Below are 18,306 nucleotides of genomic sequence, written 5' to 3'. Positions count from 1 at the left end.
ATTCACCTCCTTTCAACTTCTCTATCAAACAGACTCTAGAGACTAAACTCACCTGGATTCAGGCCCAGAACAGTACAAATTTCCGCCACTACTCTGCGCTCTTGATCATCAAAGTTACCATCAGCAGCACCAATGGCACTGCATACACCTACAATGACACGCCCTACTTCAGGTTTGGACTTGAACTTGGCAATCGCCTTCAATGCTTCCTGCTTCCCGATCTCAGGGGAAAATTCGAAATTATTCACATAATGATTGAATCTTTCAATCACCGTTGTCATATCAAAAACTTTTAATTCCTGACTCAGGTTAATGTAACCCGCCATTTTGTTCTTCTCCGAGGCATCGACGGACCCATCTGCGAATGCTACCAGGGCACAACCAGCTACTACGGCATCCATGAAATCTTTGTTCTTGAATCGCTTGACTTGATCCTCTAACCCTTGCTTGGTTGAATTGAGCCAATTCTTGAAAGCACTCATATGTAACCTCCGTTAAATTCATATTAAATGTATTTATTTGGTTCAACACACTGTAAAATACCAGTATATTGTTTACAACCTAAATGTCAGGAATAAATAGTTAAATTCTTCCTCAACTATACTCTTTTCCGTGCCAATTTTCTACAATAAAAAACAAAAACCAATCTTTTATACCACTTCATGTTTTTTTCTAATAAAAATCGTATTCTTTTCATTCGTTCTACAATTTATTACAATATTCGACATCATAATTCGACAATAAATGCACTTATGAACAACACCTCTTGAGGAAAATAGGGATCATATAATCTCCAAAATTTGCGAATTTCTACTAAATAACATAAATTGGTACTAGAGAAAGCCTTTAATTTAATCTATTACATGAGAATCCTATCTACACGCTACATACCAGAAGCATATCTACGAACGGAGGAATATATGAAATCAAAATCAAACTACTCCAAGCTGTTCGGTGCCTTTTCCCTTACTTTTCTAGGCGATGGATTAACTCTTGCCGCCGTACCTTGGCTTGTCTCCACCCTAACAACGGATACGTTATATGCATCCATTACGATGACTGCCCTGCGATTACCTTGGCTGATTTTTAGCCTGCCGGTTGGCGTATTGATCGACCGATATTCACGCAAACATATGCTGGTTGGAGCCAGCTTTACCCGGATGATATTTCTATTGTTCCTAACGATCTGTATCTGGGGAGGCTGGATCAGCATCCCTCTGCTTGCCTTGTTTATGTTCGGGATTGGTCTAAGCCGCGTTGTCTTTGACAGCACCGTGCAGACGATTATTCCTCAGGTTGTGGAGGAGAAAAAACTGGAAAAAGCCAACGGCCAATTTACTGCCGGGCAACTGATCACCAGTGATATTCTGGGCGTAGCGCTGGGCGGCTTCATTATTACGATGCATATCGTTTATCCTTTTGCCATCGACACCGTGACGGCTATACTCTCGTTGTTACTCATTAGTGGCCTGCGCGGCAGCTTCCGACCCGCGAAATCAAACGAATCCCCAGCTCAGGAAGCATCAACGGAAACTTCTAAGCAAACGACTCAGGATGAATCGGAGCAGAAAGCTCGCCCGATGAAAGATTGGAAACGCGAGATGTGGTCCGGCATCCAGTATGTGTTTCAAGACCGTTTTCTTCGCGGTCTGGCCATCTTGTCGGTGACTATTACGTTAATGTTCTCGATGATTCTGGTGACTCAAATTTTCTTTGTACGTGAAGTATTACAGCTGGAAGCATATGCCTTCGGCATTCTGATTTCCATTGCAACCATCGGCAGTATTCTGGGCAGTCAGGCTGTAGCTTATATGCGGAAACGCTGGAGCTCCAAGCAGCTCATTCTGCTCTCCATCCTGTCGATGGGTCTGCTCTATGGAGCTGTTGGTCTGACGTCCAATGCGTACGTGGTCGGTGGTCTATACTTCTGCGCAGCCTTCTTCATTGTTGTCTATAACGTAGTCCGTTCGTCGATTCTGCAGCGCTCCGTTCCAAATGAACTGCTCGGACGGGTAGGCAGTGTGTTCCGTTTCCTGTCGTTTGGTATCAGCGCCATCGGCACCTTGCTGGGCGGATTGCTCGTTCGCGTGAGCGAAACCTTTTTCGACCGTCTGTTCTCGCTGCAATTGCCCTATCTGTTACTTAGCGTGGTTTACATTCTGGCTTGCTTTCTGTTTGCTTCCAAAATGCGCAATATACCTGAGCAGTAAACAGCAGCAATCGTCAGCATAAACATACCCTATCGTTGATTCGTTTCCTTCAAAAACAGTGACCATCTTAACTACCGTTTCAGTATGAGGCTATTCGTGAAACTCCATTTTCAAACAAAAAAGCGGACTCGGAAGGAATATCCTAACCGGGTCCGCTTTTGAATTCATTCTGTCTTTATATAGCTATAATCAAGCCGGATTAATTCAATTCTGCATTCAAACAGATCGATCCGTGCTGACGCACGTTAACGACAATGACTGGTGTATCCAGCATACCGTGCATCCAGTTCATATACTCTTCAGCCTTCTCGTTTGGCACAATCGCCAGAATAACACCTGCGAATCCACCACCATGCACACGACATGCGCCATCGCCAAGGTTGCTCAGGTAGTTCTCGGTTAAGGCAAGTGCCACGGAAATCTCTTGTTCACGGGAAGCCCCGCCTTGATACACGTTCTGCAACCATTTCCATGAAGAGTTACCCGATGCAGTGATCAGTGACAAGAAATCAGCAAAACGTCCTTCACGCAATGCGGATACCTGTCCATCCACACGTTTGTTCTCAGCCAGGAAATGCAATGCACGTAATACCGCACGGTCTCCTGCTGCTTCACGAATCGCTGGCAATTTTGCGTAAATATCTTCTTCTGAGATTTCACGCACGTATTCAGCGCCAAGTGCTTTCGCAACAGCTCTCATCTCGTTAGGTACAGAAGCATAATCTTCTGTCAGATCGGCATGGTTTCCACCTGTATTCACGATGACCAGGGAATATCCGTTCTCTTGGAAATTCCACTCCACAGGCTCAATCACAGGTTCAGCCGGATTAGCAAAATCAATCGAGATCAGACCGCCGTATGCACAAGCCATCTGATCCAGCAGGCCGGACGGTTTGTTCCAGTAGTGATTTTCCGCATATTGTCCGATTTTGGCCAGCGTTACGACATCCAGCTTGCCATCGTTATAGAAATGGTTAAGGATCGTACAGATCAACATTTCGAAGGATGCAGAAGAACTGACACCCGAAGCCGCAAATACGTTACTGGAGATATCCGCTTGGAACCCACCAATGTTGAATCCAAGCTCTACAAAGCCCGCTGCCATACCACGAATCAATCCGGTAGTACCATCATCTTCTGCGTTAGGTTTCAAGTCCGCAAGGTTGATGACATACTTTTTGTCGTATCCCTCGGAGTAGAACGTAATCACGTTGTCGCCTGTCGGCACAGCCACGGCAATCGTGTCCAGCGTAATGCTTCCCGCGAGCACTTTACCATGGTTATGATCTGTATGGTTACCGCCGATCTCACTGCGGCCCGGGGAACTGAATAGATGCATTTGCTCCTGCTCACCGAAATGCTCGCGGAACGAAGCATCCAGCTTCTCGTAACGGGCACCCTGCTCCTCTACATGCTGTGGTCCGTACATTTGCGCAAGCAAAGCTTGTCCCTGTTTTGATTGAATGAGTTCTGTTACCTGTGTGGTCATCTCTATTCCTCCCATTTCATATGCAAGCGGCATGTAACCGCTATCCCTTATGTCGTCTAAAATCCTTCATCGGATTAGCCATCCCCATTATCTCAGCTTCTGAGCCGAAAAGGTAGGGCAGAATTGAAATTTTGGAAGCGTTTTTTGAAACATGTGTCCATTTGGGAAAATGCGTAATCCCTAACTTGAGGGAGATTATGGAATATGAATCTTGATGGAGTATTTTCTTCCATATCTTTGTTGAAAAGGAGCGGTAATATACATGCCGATTACAGTAATATACGTGAGTAATATAAGGGCTGTAATGCTTTAGGCTGTTTGGTTGCGTATCGGGTCTGATCTTATTTTGTTTTGTTGATTTGTTCGCCCGCCTGAAAAAAGAAAAAACCTTTAAGACTTATGCTCCGTTGTGGGAGCATGTCTTCAAAGGTAAGGTTCGGATGGATCGGACTTCCTTCCATGAACAGTCTGCAAACATCGACCCATATCGTATCTAGCTCAAACATCGTTGTGAACATGAAGCTATTGGATGCTCGACATTTGCGCCGAGATGGACACGTTCCCCTCTTTTACAACTACCTCGTTGAAAAAAGGTTCAAAGAATGCAGCAGGCACGTACGTTATGCCTTTTCTGGATTGAACGGGTACAGGCAACTCCACATCCTGAGTCAGATTGATGACTTTCAGTTTTCCCGTAAACTTAGCCAGCGTACTGCCATCCTTCACGAAAACGGATTGGATGCTGTCTTCTACACGAATGGCCTTCTCTGCCGGCAACCAGCTGACCTTGTAGCCCAAAGACTCTGCCGTAGCGCGCAAAGGCACCAAAACCGTTCCTTTATGCTCGAAAGGCATCAATTCCGTTTTACTCGTCTGTATCTCTTTGCCGTTCACGGTTAAGGTGTAGGCCGGTGTGGATGCCGCTGCACTAGCTTTGGTAGCTGAAGCATACAGCGCACCGGCTACGGTGACAACGCATAGTGCGGTAGCAAACAGTATCCATTTTTTCATAAAAGTGTGCTCCTTTCTCGCTTATCCTCGGTTTGGGATTTATGTTTCAGACGTGAGTCGTAGCTGTTTTGTTTCACAGCATACTTTATAAGCCCCAGTCTAATTACAAGCCTTGTAGCTCATAACTATGTGCCAAAGCCCTATTGCAAAAAAAGCTTATCTGCTTCGTTAATGATGAAGCAAAGATAAGCTTTCTTAATGGCCTATTTTTAATCAGTCCAATTATATCTTACATTTTATTGTGATTAAAAAATATGAATCTCCCAAGAAATAAAATTAGCTGTACATTAAACAAATACTTCAGTGATTTCCCCATAACTACACGCTCTAATTTTAGTAGTTATCTGAACTCACCAGCTAAATCAACTCCATCGAATGTAGCTTTAGGATAGTAAAACACAAAAATAGGTAACCCAGTGAAGGAATCCGTCTTATTCAACGTCAGATAACTTACTTTACCAGATGAAGCCTGGCTCACTGTATTATTATAAATCTTCCCCATTGAACCATTTTCAAAGTTGACAATACCTACACAATCAATCTTGATTTCTGCTCGAATATTTCTTTTTATTGCACTAGTGTCCCATGCATCCATGTATAGTTTCCAACTATTTTTACCAAAACTAGAGTCATACTCTACATATCCGGTCAAGGCTAATGTTTTATCATTTCCTGTGAAATATTTCTTTGATGTAGATAAAATTGAAACTTCACCTTTATTTTGATTATATGTTATATTATTGTTTAAAGATGAATACTTTATTAAAATTTGTGTGTCCTCCTCAGAGAAAGGTTCGTTTATATCATACTTGTCCAAAATATTTTGTATTTTAGATGTAATATCTTCTTCTCCAACACTTGCATATGCTGAATTTGTAAAAATAGTAGAAATAGATGTAGAAACAAAAAGTATAATCAAAAATATACTAATCTTCTTCATTGCACTTCCTCCTGAGATTTATTTTATGAAAGGGGTTTAGACATGGATATTGTTTGGAGCAATATAATATTCTTCATTCTTGGTCCTATAGGTTTAGGAGTATTAATCTTCGGAATAATTTATTTTAGTAAGAAAAAGTCTTAAATTTATCACCTCCTACAAACAAACCTCCTCCCATATAATATTATATATTCAATAATTATCCTTTTAACCCTTTTTATAATTTTATTTTCCTACAAAATAATTGTGAATATATGTTTTATTCATTCTTATAACTTCAACATACCAATAGTATGCTAATTAAAAATCCATCAATACCCTTGTTCACCTTGAAAGGGGTATTGATGGATAAATTCTAAAAGCAAGTATATCTATATAAAATACCTTGTACCTTTAAGTTCCTCTGATTTTTCTCCCCCGCTCAAAATACGCATGCAACCGATACAGACATATTTCCCGTGTCCAGCCATGTAACACTGCTCGTTCCTCTGCATCCTCCAATTCTACATTCAGCGAGAACACACCATTTTCAAACCGCGTCATACTTCCCTTTGCCCCGCTCCACTTAGACATAGGCATGTCAATGATTAGCTTCTCAATCTCCCTTGCCGTCTTCTCATTCCATTCCACGAGTGAAGCCTTACCTTCGTCCGAGAAGTCCTTTCGTTTCCGATACTCCTTTTCCGTCAGGTACGTATAGAAAAATTCAAAAGCTTGTCAGTGGCTTGGAACTGCTCATGCTTCTTACTATGCTGGAGATTGACCGCTGTATTCATTCCATCCATCTTTACTGCTCTATAGTAAATCTCATTATCTTCTACTGCAATATATTCGTCTGTCTCTACATTTTTCACTTTAAATAATTTTGTGCCTTTTTTATATTTGTTGGAGAACAGATTGGGTAATTTATCGCTCTCATTTGTAGAGTGTTTTTTAATTGTTCCAATTTCGATTTCCACATCAGTTGTAGGAACAGTTTCAGTTGTCACCTTGTAAACCCCATTCTCCCAAGTTACGACATCAAATGCCCAACTTTGAAGTTCATTTTGCCCTGAGTTTGAGCATGCCACAAGTAACAACATAGAAGTCAGAATGAATACAAAAGCCCTTCTCATAAAAATCCTCCCACTACAAAATAATGTTATATCATAATCCGGATAATTATCATTATGCCAGAAGTATAGTAGTAGGATAGTTAAAAACTTAGAATAAGAACCTCCAAATTCTGTTACCTATAAGGAGTTCGGGTTCACATAACACCAATCAGACATTTTTGAAGTTTTCAAAGCTTTCTCCAGATCAGACAATGTATACACCCAATCTTCCTCCATCCAAACCATCATCTGTGGGTATCTCGTAAGAAAATGATACAGAAAGATTAGGGTGATCTCTTCATTTTGATAAACCTCATCGATCATAAGCGTGTTAAAGTATACCCGCCCGTCCTCTCTCCATTCCAATTCTATGTATTGATATGGAGCAAGCTCATCATATACATCGACTCTAATCGTATTATTTACCGTATCAAGGTCTGATACTTCTTGCTCTGAAAATGAAATTCCAAAGGCACCATGTTTCAAGTTCTGTTCTGAATCTACATCTTGTATTCCAGAAAAAATATGTAATCTCGCTTCCCTACAGGCTTGTTGTACATCTCTCACCAAACGATCTATCGGTATTTTACTGTTCTCTTCTACTAACACAAAAGCGGTTGCCATTCCTTCATTACCTCCAAACGAAAACAGCCCATCACTCCTCTACTAGAAGTTGAGGCGGGCCTTTGATTTAAACTTATTTATTTATTGAATACGGTATTCTGCTGTTCACTCTCAACAATCTTATTCTCATATATCTGCCAGCACCAATGATAATCTCCATCATAATCATCTATCAGAAAATATCCTGTTACATCTTGAATGTTAGCCATCTCAGAAAGCTGCTTTTTCATAAAATCAAGATGATACTCTCTGACATCTGCCCCATAAAATACATAAGCTGTCCAATTAATTTGCCTCTCCGGGAATGTCCAGCCCGACTGATACATTTCCAATTTATCTTCTTCTAGTAAACCTTCATTAGAACTCGCTGTGAAGTCATCCCTTATCTTTTTCACTTCGTTAACTGTATGCTCATCACACTCCAGCCAACCTCTAACAGATACATACTTCCCCATGTCCAAAACTCCTTTGGTCAGTAAAAATGCAATAAAAATCATTACGTCCAGAATGACTCTATATAAGTTTACAGGGCCTGGACTGAAATTCCGTGTTGTTAGATCAATCTCTCAATATCTCCATCCATTTGAATATTCCATCTTTTAAGGATTCATCACATTGTTCAAGAGCTCCATCTAACAATAGGTTAAACATCTCTTTACGACTTCCCGTTGTCAGCCACTTATCTAATTCAATCTCCTTTAATCCTGGTGGCAACTCTTCAAAATCACTCCACCACTCCTCTATTGCATGCAATAACCACCCGATTTCGTCAGAAAATTTCGTGGCATTTTGATCTACAACTATAAAAACACACTGAAGTACTGCACCTAATTGAACAGCTTGTATATAACGTGTTCGCTGATTATAACGAATTGCACTTTGTGACAAACGAATCTCCCCCTACTCACTCATTCGGTATGGTAGGTGGATAGAGTTGTTTATGCTCCAGCTCGAACCATTGCTCAATATGGTTGCATAATAGAGGTATATCTTGAATTGCCAGTTCACAGATGTCCTTATACGATTCTTGAAGCACTTTCTTCAGCTCCATATTCACCTGATATGTCTCGGCTTGTTTCGCATAGTATACATCAGCAGGTTCAACAACATAATTTTGATGTCTGGTTACAGGACTTACATGAATTATCCATTTCAAGTTACCTTTGAACTCCTCAATACATGGCTTTAATTGTTCATAAACCTGATCGGCATTGTGAAATCTGAAATAAAAACCAGCAGGACGCTCATAAATCCGATTCGGTTTGTACATCTCTGTCCTATTCCATGCGTAAGATCCTAATTTGGCCAATGTATAAGCCATAAGTTCCTGTGGCAATAACTCTTCTTTGTTCTTTAGATAAATACTCTTTGACACACTATCCACCAACCTCTAGCAGATTCACACTTCCACTATATCCACTTTCCATTTCAGTTATGAAGCAAAGTAACTACTCACAATTTTTGTTAGTTTATCATTTCCAAGTTCAATATTGGTCAAGTAATCTATAAAAAATGCATGGATATATTCTTCTTTGAATAAACTCAAATACTCGAATGCAGTTATCAACAAATCATCTTCTGAATAGATATGCTCTACCAGCCTTGTCTTGGCGAACTGAATTACTTCATGTGTGAATATGTCACACTTCGTGCGTATTAACATATTAAAAACAAAGTAAATCTCATCTTCGTTGTTACTCTCCAGAATATCTTTAGTTTCGAACGCTTCTAATTCTGCGAGATATAGTCTAGCCTTAACTTGTCTAAAAGCACGTAAAGCCCTTGGATCATCATTATAAAACTCTTCCCAAAATGGGATATAAGCGAACTCCCCGGGAACTCTGGCAGATGATTGATTAGACTTGTTTAAGACCGTCCATTCACCATATAATTTATCTGAAACTACATCAAATAACATCGAATCATACGGAACAACCTGCTTCGCTTCATTTTCAATTCTATAGTACTTATTTCCTGAAGCCGTAGATTCTATCTCATATACGATATAGCTTTGATCCAATGATAAATTGCTTTGTAATGTTACTGTATCTTTAAGCTGCACTCTCATCATCTCACTCCAATCCGTTATTCTTCAAACATGTTAGAAGAAGCATTTCATATATGTCAGCCTAATATATTCTAATTATAATCCCAAAAAATTATCTTTAAGTACATTTATCGAACCCTTCTCAAAAGAAATCTAGTCATCCTAAACGTACATTGGATCTCTAGCTTATGCTAGCTCTGATGTAGCTTACTTTGATCGGTTTTCTAACTCTTTCAGTATTTCTTCTGTTCGTTGAAGTAGTTTCTTAATGTAATTTGGTTTTATTGTCTGCCCTTGATCAAACTTCTCTAAGGAAGATATATGTTGAATCGTACCAATGAACAAAGCAATATCCAGCCCGGGCTCAGTATCCGTATGCACTAAAGGCAAAATCTCATTCATGGTGAGCTCCTCCGGCGGATGTACTGCATGATACTTTTGGATATATAATGCTTTGACCATGCAAGCTAGTGCCCAATCGCAGAGGATGAGACAAGCTTGGAATTGATTGTGACTATGCATAATGTTGGCAAGTTTGATGTGATGATTGGAAAGTTTCTGATATTCAATTGTCTCAGTCTTTAAGCGAGACAAACTATCATTCAGGCCAATAGCAAATTCTTCATTCTGCCGATTCGTGTAGGAGTAAACGTGATTCATATCAATCAACTCCTCAATATATTAGTTTAGAAATCACCCATACATTGAACACCCTGTTATGATATTTGTTATTTTGGACAAGATATAACTGAAATATTACTACATAGTAGTTTTTATTACAAATAACTTATTTTCTGTTAGTTAAATAACCATAGTTCTTTCTCTACACTTCTAATTAAAGAGAGGTGTTCATATGTCTGAACTTTTGGAACTGGTGGGCGCGAGGATCAGAGATCTAAGAAAGGCTAAAGGTCTTTCTCAAGAGGTATTAGCTGAAAATGCGGGATTTAATCCGAGTTACATTGGTTTCATTGAAAGAGCAGAACGAAACATATCATTGAAAAATCTAGAGAAGATTGCGGCTGCCCTAGATGTCGGCGTATACGAACTGTTTACATATGTTAAAGAGCGTGAAGAGCTCTCACATTATGATGAAAATATTGTTAAGATTATTTCTCTTCTAAGAACCCACGAACCTAAGCACACTCTAATGGTGCTTAATGTCATTACGGAAATCTTTGATACTTACGATAAAAACTAAAATAACGAGGTACATCGATCCAAGAAGATCGAATGTACCTCGTTATTTCATTATGTCTTCATCTTTTATTCACGTAATTACGTACTATATTTACTTTATTATGTAATTTAGACATTGAACATTCGTTCGTATTACGATAAAATCAATATACATTCTACGTTATTACGTACGTAAAACAGGAGGATGCCTATGAATTTTAGTTATAGTTTTCCAGCAATTCGCGGGATTCAAGCTGGAAGAGATTTTTATACAGTAATGTGTCCATTGAAATTAATACCCAGGATATTCCTTTTTGATGAGGAGGAAATTCCGGCCGATCACCGTGCACAACGCTTAATGAATAAATCAAGAATTCCGGATATTACAAATTATATTCTTGAGAATCCTGGAGATTATATTTTTTCTTCCTTAACAGCGTCGGTAAATGGCGAATTGATTTTTCAGCCACAGTCGGAAGAGTTTAAGGACCTAGGATACTTAAATATTTCTTTAGATGCTCAATTTCTCATTAATGACGGGCAACATAGACGAGCAGCTATTGAAGAAGCTCTCAAAATCTCACCCGAACTTGGTGATGAGACAATTTCTGTAGTTTTCTTTCACGATCTCGGACTGGTGCGCTCCCAGCAAATGTTTTCGGATCTGAACCGTCATGCGGTAAACACTACGTCTTCGATCGGAATTTTATATGATCATCGAGATCAACTATCCTTGATTACCAAAAGTCTAATTAATGAAATCCCTTTGTTAGAACGTTATACAGATCGTGAAAAAGTTTCTTTGTCTAAAAATTCTCCAAAATTATTTGCACTGAATCACATATTTAATACAATATGTAGGCTTTTAGGAAAACGTAAAGGTGAGTTGATTTCGGAACCGGAGAAGAAATTCGTATCCGATTTTTGGGCTCTTCTTTGTGTTTCTATTAATGAATGGCAAGATGTATTTAATAAGCGAACCTCTCCAAGAGATCTTCGTGTTGGCTCCGTTGTCGCCCATGGTGTATTTCTAGAAGCTGTTGGTATAGTCGGTCACTATCTTTATCGTTATCATGCAGATGAATGGGATTCATATGTTAAAAAGTTCTCAAAAATTGACTGGAATCGAGATAATAAAGCGGATTGGCTAGGGCGAGCTTACGGACAAACTGGACGTATAAATAAGACTAATGAGACCATTCAATTGACTGCTAATCTTATAAAAATCAAACTTGGTCTCCCCCTCACAGAAGCCGAGCAGAAAATTGAAAATAAAATAAAAGAAGGTATATCTGCTGATGTTTAATATATTTGATACAGGAACAAAGTTTATAGAAGCCAAAGAACTTGTTAAAGAAGTCTATTTAGCTGATGAACGGCCGTGGGTCGTCGGATTCAGTGGAGGAAAAGATTCAACAGCGGTTGTACAGCTGGTTTTCCAAGCCTTGACCGAATTGGAACCTTCTCTTCTGAAGAAAAAGGTATACGTTATTTCATCCGATACGCAAGTAGAAACACCTCTAATTATTGACAAAATTACTAGAACTCTTGGACGCATACAAAACAAAGCACTTGCAATAGGTTTGCCTATCGAAACTCACAAAGTACGTCCAAAAGTTGAACAAACGTTTTGGGCTTCTATTATCGGAAAAGGGTATCCTACTCCTCGTCAAAAATTCAGATGGTGCACAGATCGCTTGAAAATTGAACCTGCAAACCGTTTTATTTTGGATAAGGTAGATCAGTTTGGTGAAGTCGTTATGCTACTAGGAGTACGCGATTCAGAAAGTTCAACAAGAGCAGGAGTAATGCAATCTCATACTATAGAAGGTTCAAATTTAATGCGTCATTCTACTCTTCGTAATGCATTTGTTTTTGCACCGATCCGCTCCTACAATCTAGATGATGTATGGGAATTTTTATTGCAGCATGAATCGCCTTGGGGCGATGACAATAATGAGTTACTTCAACTCTATCAAGATTCAAGTAGTGAATGCCCCCTCATCGTAGATAAAGAGGTTAAAGAAAGTGCAGGATCTTGCGGCAATAGTCGTTTTGGTTGCTGGACTTGTACAGTTGTCAGTGAGGATAAGGCTTTAAGTGGGTTTATTAACAATGGCGTGGACTGGTTACGACCTTTATATGATTTCAGAAACTTCCTAGTTCAAATTCGCGAAGACCGTACAAAAAGACAGAAACATCGGATGAATGGCGAAGTCTATTTGACGAACAATTTAGGCGGTATAGATCCTGAAGATCTGAGTAATGCAAGAATTTACAAATCTGAAATCAAACATTTCATTGAAGAAAACAAAATCGATCTTGCCTCAGTTGAAGAATTGGATGTTTTAATTTTTGATGATTCAAATCCAGATGCTCCTCCAAAACGCTTTGGTGTTGGTCCGTTTACAATGAAAGCACGTGAAGAAATCCTAAGAAAGCTATTGCAAACTCAGGAAGAAATACGCCGCTTGCATGATCCTAATGTCGAAGTGATTACTTTTGAAGAACTTAAGGCAATTCGTAAATACTGGCATGATGACTTGCAATGGGAAGATCGACTCCCACTAATTGTTGAAGAAGAAACAGGTATTTCCTACGACTGGCATCAAAATGATCGTCCTGTTTTTAAAGAAGATCAGGTTACTGATCTAGAATCTCTCTGTCAAGAAGAAGGGGTCAATCTTAATTTGCTTAAAGAGTTAATATCTGTTGAAAAAGAATATTCAGGTGTGAAAGTTAGAAGAGGTTTATTCCAAGCATTTGATAAAACACTCAGACAAGATTTCTTACATTTATAAAGGTGGATTAACAATCAATGCACATTCAAAAACTTGCTCTTCGAAATATAGGAGCTTACCATGGAGAGCTTAATAAATTTGATTTTCGTACAACAACTAACCGTAATGTAATTCTACTCGGCGGTAAAAATGGTGCTGGTAAAACAACAATATTAGAATCATTAAGAATCGTTTTGTTTGGTTCAATGGCATATGGTTTTGTTACAGAAAATGAACCTTACTATCGTAAAATTAGAACACTGCTGAATCGTAAAGCCATTAATGAAAATGAGACTGATGCATTTCAGATTACTCTTGATTACAGTTCTACTGAGGATTTCGAATTACATGAATATTCATTAATAAGAAGCTGGCGAATAAAAAATGATCGTATTCGTGAAAGTTTTTCAGTAAAAAGAGATAATCAATTTTTAACAGCGCAACAGACTTCCGATTTCCAGAGTCGTTTACGGGAAGAAATGCCTCCAAAATTGTTCGAACTTTGTCTTTTTGATGGTGAAGATATATCACGAATCGTTTCTGAAGAAAAAATTCCAGAATACTTGAAAGAATCAGGTAAAATACTCTTTAACCTTGATCTCTTTGTGAATCTCGAAAAAGATCTGAACACATATCGAATGCAATATGCTCAGCAAAATGCTAGTGCAGCGGAAGAAGTTGCTCAGTATGAGAGACTTGAGAATGAAATTAGGCAGCTCCAAGAGACCATTGAAGAAAAGCAACTACTTTCAATTTCATATGAAGATGAAATCAACGATCTGAATCATGTAATTAAACAAGATAAAAAAGATTTTGAGACTCACGGGGGCTTATTACAAGAAAAGAGACAAGAAATCGTTTCACGGATCAATGTGATTGAAAACAAACGCAAAGTAAATTCAGAACATGTTCGCCATTTCGTTTCTTCCCTTCTTCCCTTTTTTATAGCAAGAAAACAGCTCCAACAAGTGGATCATCAGTTAAATGCAGAAAAACAATATGAGTCATATGAGTATGCTGCGAATACGCTTAAACAAGACAAACTAACTTCACTTCTGACAAGTACTCTTGGACAAACTAAAGAAATTGAAAGTTCCGAAATGAAGTCCATTTTCGAAGGTATCCTGGATTTAATCAAACCGAATCATACGGAATTAATACATCGTGCATCTTTTGAGCAACGTAGCGAGATTCATAATTTGAATAAACAACTTGAAGCTCTTAATATCACCGATTATGTTAACCGTTTCGATGAAAACGCCCTGCTGTTAAAAGAGTCTCAAGAACTAAGGACTAAATTGGAGACCAATGATCAGGCCAGCGAATTTAAAGAACTTCTTGAACGTATTGAGAAAAAAACAAAATTATCTGAACAACACAAGATATTAGTTGAACAGCTTGGATCGGAAATTCATAATCTCACAGAAACCTTGCACACTAAGCTGTCTCAAAAAGATAAAGTTGAAGAAAAGATTAGAGAATATCATAAATCAGAAAAGTCATATGAAATGACTGAGAAATTATTGATAGTTAGTCAACGTTTCAGAGAACGGCAATGGCGTAAAAAACTTGATGATGTAGCTAATGAAACAGTACGTATGATTGACGTACTGTTCCGAAAGAAAGGTTTTATCAAAAGAATTCACATCGACCACACTTCTTTTGAATTAAAACTGTATAACTTAATGAATCAAGAAATTTCAAAAGAGCGCTTATCTGCTGGTGAAAAGGAAATGCTCATGCTCACTGTCATATTGGCAATGTTTAGAGTATCCGGTTGGAAGCTGCCTTTTGTATTTGATACGCTTATGGGAAGATTAGACCAAGACCACAAAAAGTCACTTATTCAACATTTTATTCCGCGTTGTGGAGAACAAGTCCTTATGTTTACAACGGACTCTGAAATAACGTTAGAACAGTTTCCTGTGATTGAAGAAATTACAGCACGTTGTTACACCTTAGAATATGATGCCTCTCAGGAAAGTGCAGTTATTGTGAAAGACCGCTACTTTGATATTATTAGAGAGGCGGTACAATAATTATGAATTTCACCTTAAGAACATCAAAATACGCTAAAGAAATTCTTACGCAACTTCATGCCTCTACTGGAATCACACCTAATATCCTAATCCGGTATGCTGTTGCTTTATCCCTAAGAAACACTACTGAGATTGTGCCTATTACAAAGGATTTTACAGATGGTTTAGTATTGAATCGAAGTACTGTTACTGGTGAATATGACTATGCCTTCCGAGCGATGATTACTCAGGCTGCAGGCTGCGAATTGACAGATGAGGAGTTTTTCCCTGCTTATTTTAATGCTCATTTGGAACGTGGTATACGAATGTTGGCTTCAGAATATAAAGCGGCAGGAAATTATGAGAAATTCATTCGTAATTTGTTATCTTAACGAAAGTAGTGATCCTAATGCTATATCTCGACAATAGCGCTACAACAAAGATCCATCCTGAGGTTTTGGAAGCAATGCTCCCTTATCTCCAAGAGGAGTTTGGTAATCCCTCCAGCAAGTTTTACTCCTTGGCGGAGAATGCTAAAAAAGCGGTGGCTACTGCAAGAGAACAAGTTGCTCAACTTTTAGGGTGTGACCCGGACGAGGTTGTATTCACAAGTGGGGCTACTGAAAGTAACAATATGATTATTAAGGGTGTAGCTGATTATTATAGTCATAAAAACAATTCTTCTAAATATTTGTTAACCTCTGCTGCTGAGCATCCTTCTGTACTCGAAACAGTAGAGTTTCTCGGTGAACGTGGGTACAAAACGAAATTCCTTGAAGTGGATAGTTTTGCAAGAGTTACTATTCAGAATGTTACTGAAACAGTTACTAAGATCAAGCCTCTGCTTACTTCATTTATGTGGGGAAATAATGAGATTGGGTCGTTAAATCCGCTTAGCGAACTTTCCGAATTTTTCGAAGCGAATAATTTTTTCTTCCATACGGATGCAACTCAGGTTATAGGTAAAGTACCTGTTAATTTGCGGAAGCATAGTGGAATTCGCTTTCTCTCTATGTCAGCACATAAAATAGGCGGCCCCAAAGGAATCGGGGCCGCCATCATACGGAAACAGTCGAAAGAGATTTTCACTCGCCTTACCCCGCTTTTACACGGGGGAGGACAGGAGAACAACTATCGAAGTGGAACTCTTGCTGTTCACAACATTGTTGGACTAGGCAAAGCTGCTGAGCTAGCTTCTCAGCATTTAGAGGAAAACGTCATCCGGCTGACTCAATTGGAGAACTATTTAGTTGATATATTAAAGAATAATCTTAGAGACAAAATTATTTTCAATAGCGATGATCACGACAAAATTCCGGGATTAATTAGTCTTCAATTCATAGGTGTGAACAATGAGTTGTTGCTAAAAAAACTCTCTGGTCTCATTGCACTCTCTTCAGGTTCTGCTTGCAGTTCTAGTAAGCCAAGTCATGTTCTAAGTGCCGCGGGGAAAACATTGGAAGAGGTTCGTCAGACGATTAGAATTACTTTGAGTGCTGATATAAGCGAAGCTGAGTTGGACTTGTTTAGTAAGATTAATTGAATTTAATTCTGGTCACGATTTAGATAAAACTGAAACTTCATCTGACTCGTGGCCTGTCAGTTTTGCTTAAAAATTTTATTCAAAAGTTGGTCAACATCATTTTTCATCGTAAACATCGCGCCTTCTAACTTCTTCAGTTCGTATTTCTCATCAAATTCACTTAATAATCCTTCTAATTCTATGAGATTACTATCTAGCTTTGATAGCAACTCTTCATTACAAAAAAGTTTATTACCGTATTCCTCTATTTTATTTAGAATAAAAGGATTCATCCTAAGATGGTCCAAATTTAGGTAATAATTAAATCCAGCAAATCTTGATAATATTCCAATAATTTCAAAAAAATCTACATAAGTTGCCTCATGAACTTCTAATATATGCTGAGTTCCTTTACTGTTAAACTCCAACTTCATTCTACAGAATGAAGTTCCTAAACTTGGAAAATGAGCAATTGAAAGCTTTAACTTCTCTCTACCCAACACGAACTCTTTTCCTGAATTTAATAGACTTAACAGGGTTATTTCTGTTCTAATTTTCTTTAATACCGAAGAGGCTAACTCCTCATACTTTATAAGATCACTCTTTGTCATTAAGCAATGATTGTGTGCCCAAGGGTTTCTAAAATTATACAATTCCCCCCATTCTTTTGCTAAATCTGAAGTGATATGTTTATATAATTCTGAAACTTTTAGTTCTGTTTTTTTAGAGTGTGTAAGTTCTTTAATTTTACTCAATTCAACTATCATAAGTTCTAAGTCATCCCTTGTGCCGCCTACAGTAGTATTCGAGGTCAATAAATCTTCAATTATATTCAATCTGTCGGAAATGCTAGAGCTAGAAAATCGTATCCTTTCTTCCACAAAATTTTTCAGATGGACAAAATCTAAATTATCCAGTGGATTATCAATTAATTCTAAGATGTTGTCTCGATTAATCGTTCTTTTCTTTTCATTATCTTTATTGTGAAAATAATCTTTAAACCAGTTTGCCCCTTTTTCCCTTAAGAAAATAATTTCTATTAAAGTACGAAACTCACGTTCTAATACATATACACTCTCTGAAATTTTCCTCATGTAATCAATAGTTTGATTATCGTAAATGATTGAAATGTAATCACAAACTGGTTTTATTTTCTCTAAATATCTTTTTTTATTTGTATCAAACTTTCTTTCTTTATTATCTATAGGGTACATTGTGATAAATATTATCTTACCCTCCTTATTAAGTAGAACTTCAAGTTCTTCATGAAAATTTCCTGTCTCAAATATATCGTGTAATGTTTTCTCACTATAACCTGGTTTGCACGAAACAATCAGACTTGTCTGAAATTCTCTATATCCCGTTAGGAAACTATTCTTAATCTTTAACATA

The 18,306-nt window shown here is 38.2% G+C and carries 20 protein-coding genes; 7 read left to right on the top strand and 13 right to left on the bottom strand.

The window, feature by feature from the left end:
- Positions 1-35: 35 nt before the first annotated feature.
- Positions 36-482 (bottom strand): tellurite resistance TerB family protein, encoded by a 447-nt coding sequence (locus Q9R46_RS00485; protein ID WP_090917587.1) that lies wholly within the window; start codon positions 480-482, stop codon positions 36-38.
- A 438-nt stretch (positions 483-920) separates the two neighbouring features.
- On the opposite strand from Q9R46_RS00485, the gene Q9R46_RS00480 reads away from it, so the two are divergent.
- Positions 921-2,210 (top strand): MFS transporter, encoded by a 1,290-nt coding sequence (locus Q9R46_RS00480; RefSeq protein WP_311278541.1) that lies wholly within the window; start codon positions 921-923, stop codon positions 2,208-2,210.
- Positions 2,211-2,409: 199 nt separating this feature from the next.
- Here the strand turns inward: Q9R46_RS00480 and Q9R46_RS00475 are convergent, their stop codons facing one another.
- The 11 genes from Q9R46_RS00475 to Q9R46_RS00425 form a co-directional block, all read right to left on the bottom strand.
- On the bottom strand, positions 2,410-3,699 hold the full coding sequence (locus Q9R46_RS00475; RefSeq protein ID WP_311278540.1) for a galactokinase: 1,290 nt from the start codon (positions 3,697-3,699) through the stop codon (positions 2,410-2,412).
- Between the two features lie 522 nt (positions 3,700-4,221).
- A complete protein-coding gene (locus tag Q9R46_RS00470; protein WP_311278539.1) occupies positions 4,222-4,710 on the bottom strand; it encodes a copper amine oxidase N-terminal domain-containing protein in 489 nt (162 codons plus the stop codon).
- Between the two features lie 340 nt (positions 4,711-5,050).
- Positions 5,051-5,650: a hypothetical protein gene (locus Q9R46_RS00465; protein ID WP_311278538.1), complete on the bottom strand. Its 600-nt coding sequence runs from the start codon at positions 5,648-5,650 to the stop codon at positions 5,051-5,053.
- Positions 5,651-6,043: 393 nt separating this feature from the next.
- Positions 6,044-6,280, bottom strand: a complete 237-nt coding sequence (locus tag Q9R46_RS00460; protein WP_311278537.1) for a hypothetical protein — start codon at positions 6,278-6,280, stop codon at positions 6,044-6,046.
- Between the two features lie 56 nt (positions 6,281-6,336).
- The gene (locus Q9R46_RS00455) at positions 6,337-6,765 is read right to left on the bottom strand and encodes a hypothetical protein (protein ID WP_311278536.1); all 429 of its coding nucleotides are present in this window, start codon (positions 6,763-6,765) and stop codon (positions 6,337-6,339) included.
- Between the two features lie 117 nt (positions 6,766-6,882).
- The gene (locus Q9R46_RS00450) at positions 6,883-7,368 is read right to left on the bottom strand and encodes a hypothetical protein (RefSeq protein WP_311278535.1); all 486 of its coding nucleotides are present in this window, start codon (positions 7,366-7,368) and stop codon (positions 6,883-6,885) included.
- A 77-nt stretch (positions 7,369-7,445) separates the two neighbouring features.
- Positions 7,446-7,823, bottom strand: coding sequence for a hypothetical protein (locus tag Q9R46_RS00445; protein WP_311278534.1), 378 nt, complete (start codon positions 7,821-7,823; stop codon positions 7,446-7,448).
- A 103-nt stretch (positions 7,824-7,926) separates the two neighbouring features.
- Positions 7,927-8,256, bottom strand: a complete 330-nt coding sequence (locus tag Q9R46_RS00440) for a hypothetical protein (protein ID WP_311278533.1) — start codon at positions 8,254-8,256, stop codon at positions 7,927-7,929.
- A gap of 16 nt (positions 8,257-8,272) precedes the next feature.
- Positions 8,273-8,743, bottom strand: a complete 471-nt coding sequence (locus Q9R46_RS00435; RefSeq protein ID WP_311278532.1) for a hypothetical protein — start codon at positions 8,741-8,743, stop codon at positions 8,273-8,275.
- A gap of 57 nt (positions 8,744-8,800) precedes the next feature.
- Positions 8,801-9,439 carry a hypothetical protein gene (locus tag Q9R46_RS00430; RefSeq protein WP_311278531.1) on the bottom strand — a complete coding sequence of 213 codons (639 nt, stop codon included), beginning with the start codon at positions 9,437-9,439 and terminating at the stop codon, positions 8,801-8,803.
- Positions 9,440-9,622: 183 nt separating this feature from the next.
- Entirely contained in the window at positions 9,623-10,075 is a 453-nt protein-coding gene (locus tag Q9R46_RS00425) for a hypothetical protein (RefSeq protein ID WP_311278530.1), read from the bottom strand.
- Between the two features lie 193 nt (positions 10,076-10,268).
- Between Q9R46_RS00425 and Q9R46_RS00420 the strand changes: the two genes are divergently transcribed.
- The 6 genes from Q9R46_RS00420 (at position 10,269) to Q9R46_RS00395 (ending at position 16,935) form a co-directional block, all read left to right on the top strand.
- Positions 10,269-10,616, top strand: coding sequence for a helix-turn-helix domain-containing protein (locus tag Q9R46_RS00420; RefSeq protein WP_311278529.1), 348 nt, complete (start codon positions 10,269-10,271; stop codon positions 10,614-10,616).
- Positions 10,617-10,805: 189 nt separating this feature from the next.
- A complete protein-coding gene (dndB, locus tag Q9R46_RS00415; RefSeq protein WP_311278528.1) occupies positions 10,806-11,900 on the top strand; it encodes a DNA sulfur modification protein DndB in 1,095 nt (364 codons plus the stop codon).
- Positions 11,893-13,395, top strand: a complete 1,503-nt coding sequence (dndC, locus tag Q9R46_RS00410) for a DNA phosphorothioation system sulfurtransferase DndC (RefSeq protein ID WP_311278527.1) — start codon at positions 11,893-11,895, stop codon at positions 13,393-13,395. Before dndB ends, dndC begins: the two co-directional genes overlap by 8 nt.
- Before the next feature lie 17 nt (positions 13,396-13,412).
- Positions 13,413-15,413, top strand: coding sequence for a DNA sulfur modification protein DndD (dndD, locus tag Q9R46_RS00405; RefSeq protein ID WP_311278526.1), 2,001 nt, complete (start codon positions 13,413-13,415; stop codon positions 15,411-15,413).
- A gap of 2 nt (positions 15,414-15,415) precedes the next feature.
- On the top strand, positions 15,416-15,784 hold the full coding sequence (gene dndE, locus Q9R46_RS00400; RefSeq protein ID WP_311278525.1) for a DNA sulfur modification protein DndE: 369 nt from the start codon (positions 15,416-15,418) through the stop codon (positions 15,782-15,784).
- 17 nt (positions 15,785-15,801) lie between these two features.
- On the top strand, positions 15,802-16,935 hold the full coding sequence (locus tag Q9R46_RS00395) for a cysteine desulfurase family protein (RefSeq protein WP_311278524.1): 1,134 nt from the start codon (positions 15,802-15,804) through the stop codon (positions 16,933-16,935).
- A 56-nt stretch (positions 16,936-16,991) separates the two neighbouring features.
- Here Q9R46_RS00395 and Q9R46_RS00390 read toward each other — a convergent pair whose 3' ends face one another.
- Positions 16,992-18,305, bottom strand: a complete 1,314-nt coding sequence (locus tag Q9R46_RS00390; RefSeq protein ID WP_311278523.1) for a hypothetical protein — start codon at positions 18,303-18,305, stop codon at positions 16,992-16,994.
- Position 18,306: the final 1 nt, after the last annotated feature.

The organism is Paenibacillus sp. RRE4, from assembly GCF_031844205.1.
GTDB lineage: Bacteria > Bacillota > Bacilli > Paenibacillales > Paenibacillaceae > Paenibacillus > Paenibacillus xylanexedens_B.
Note: the sequence above shows the minus strand (reverse complement) of the source record. Positions and strands in the feature narration are given on the sequence as shown.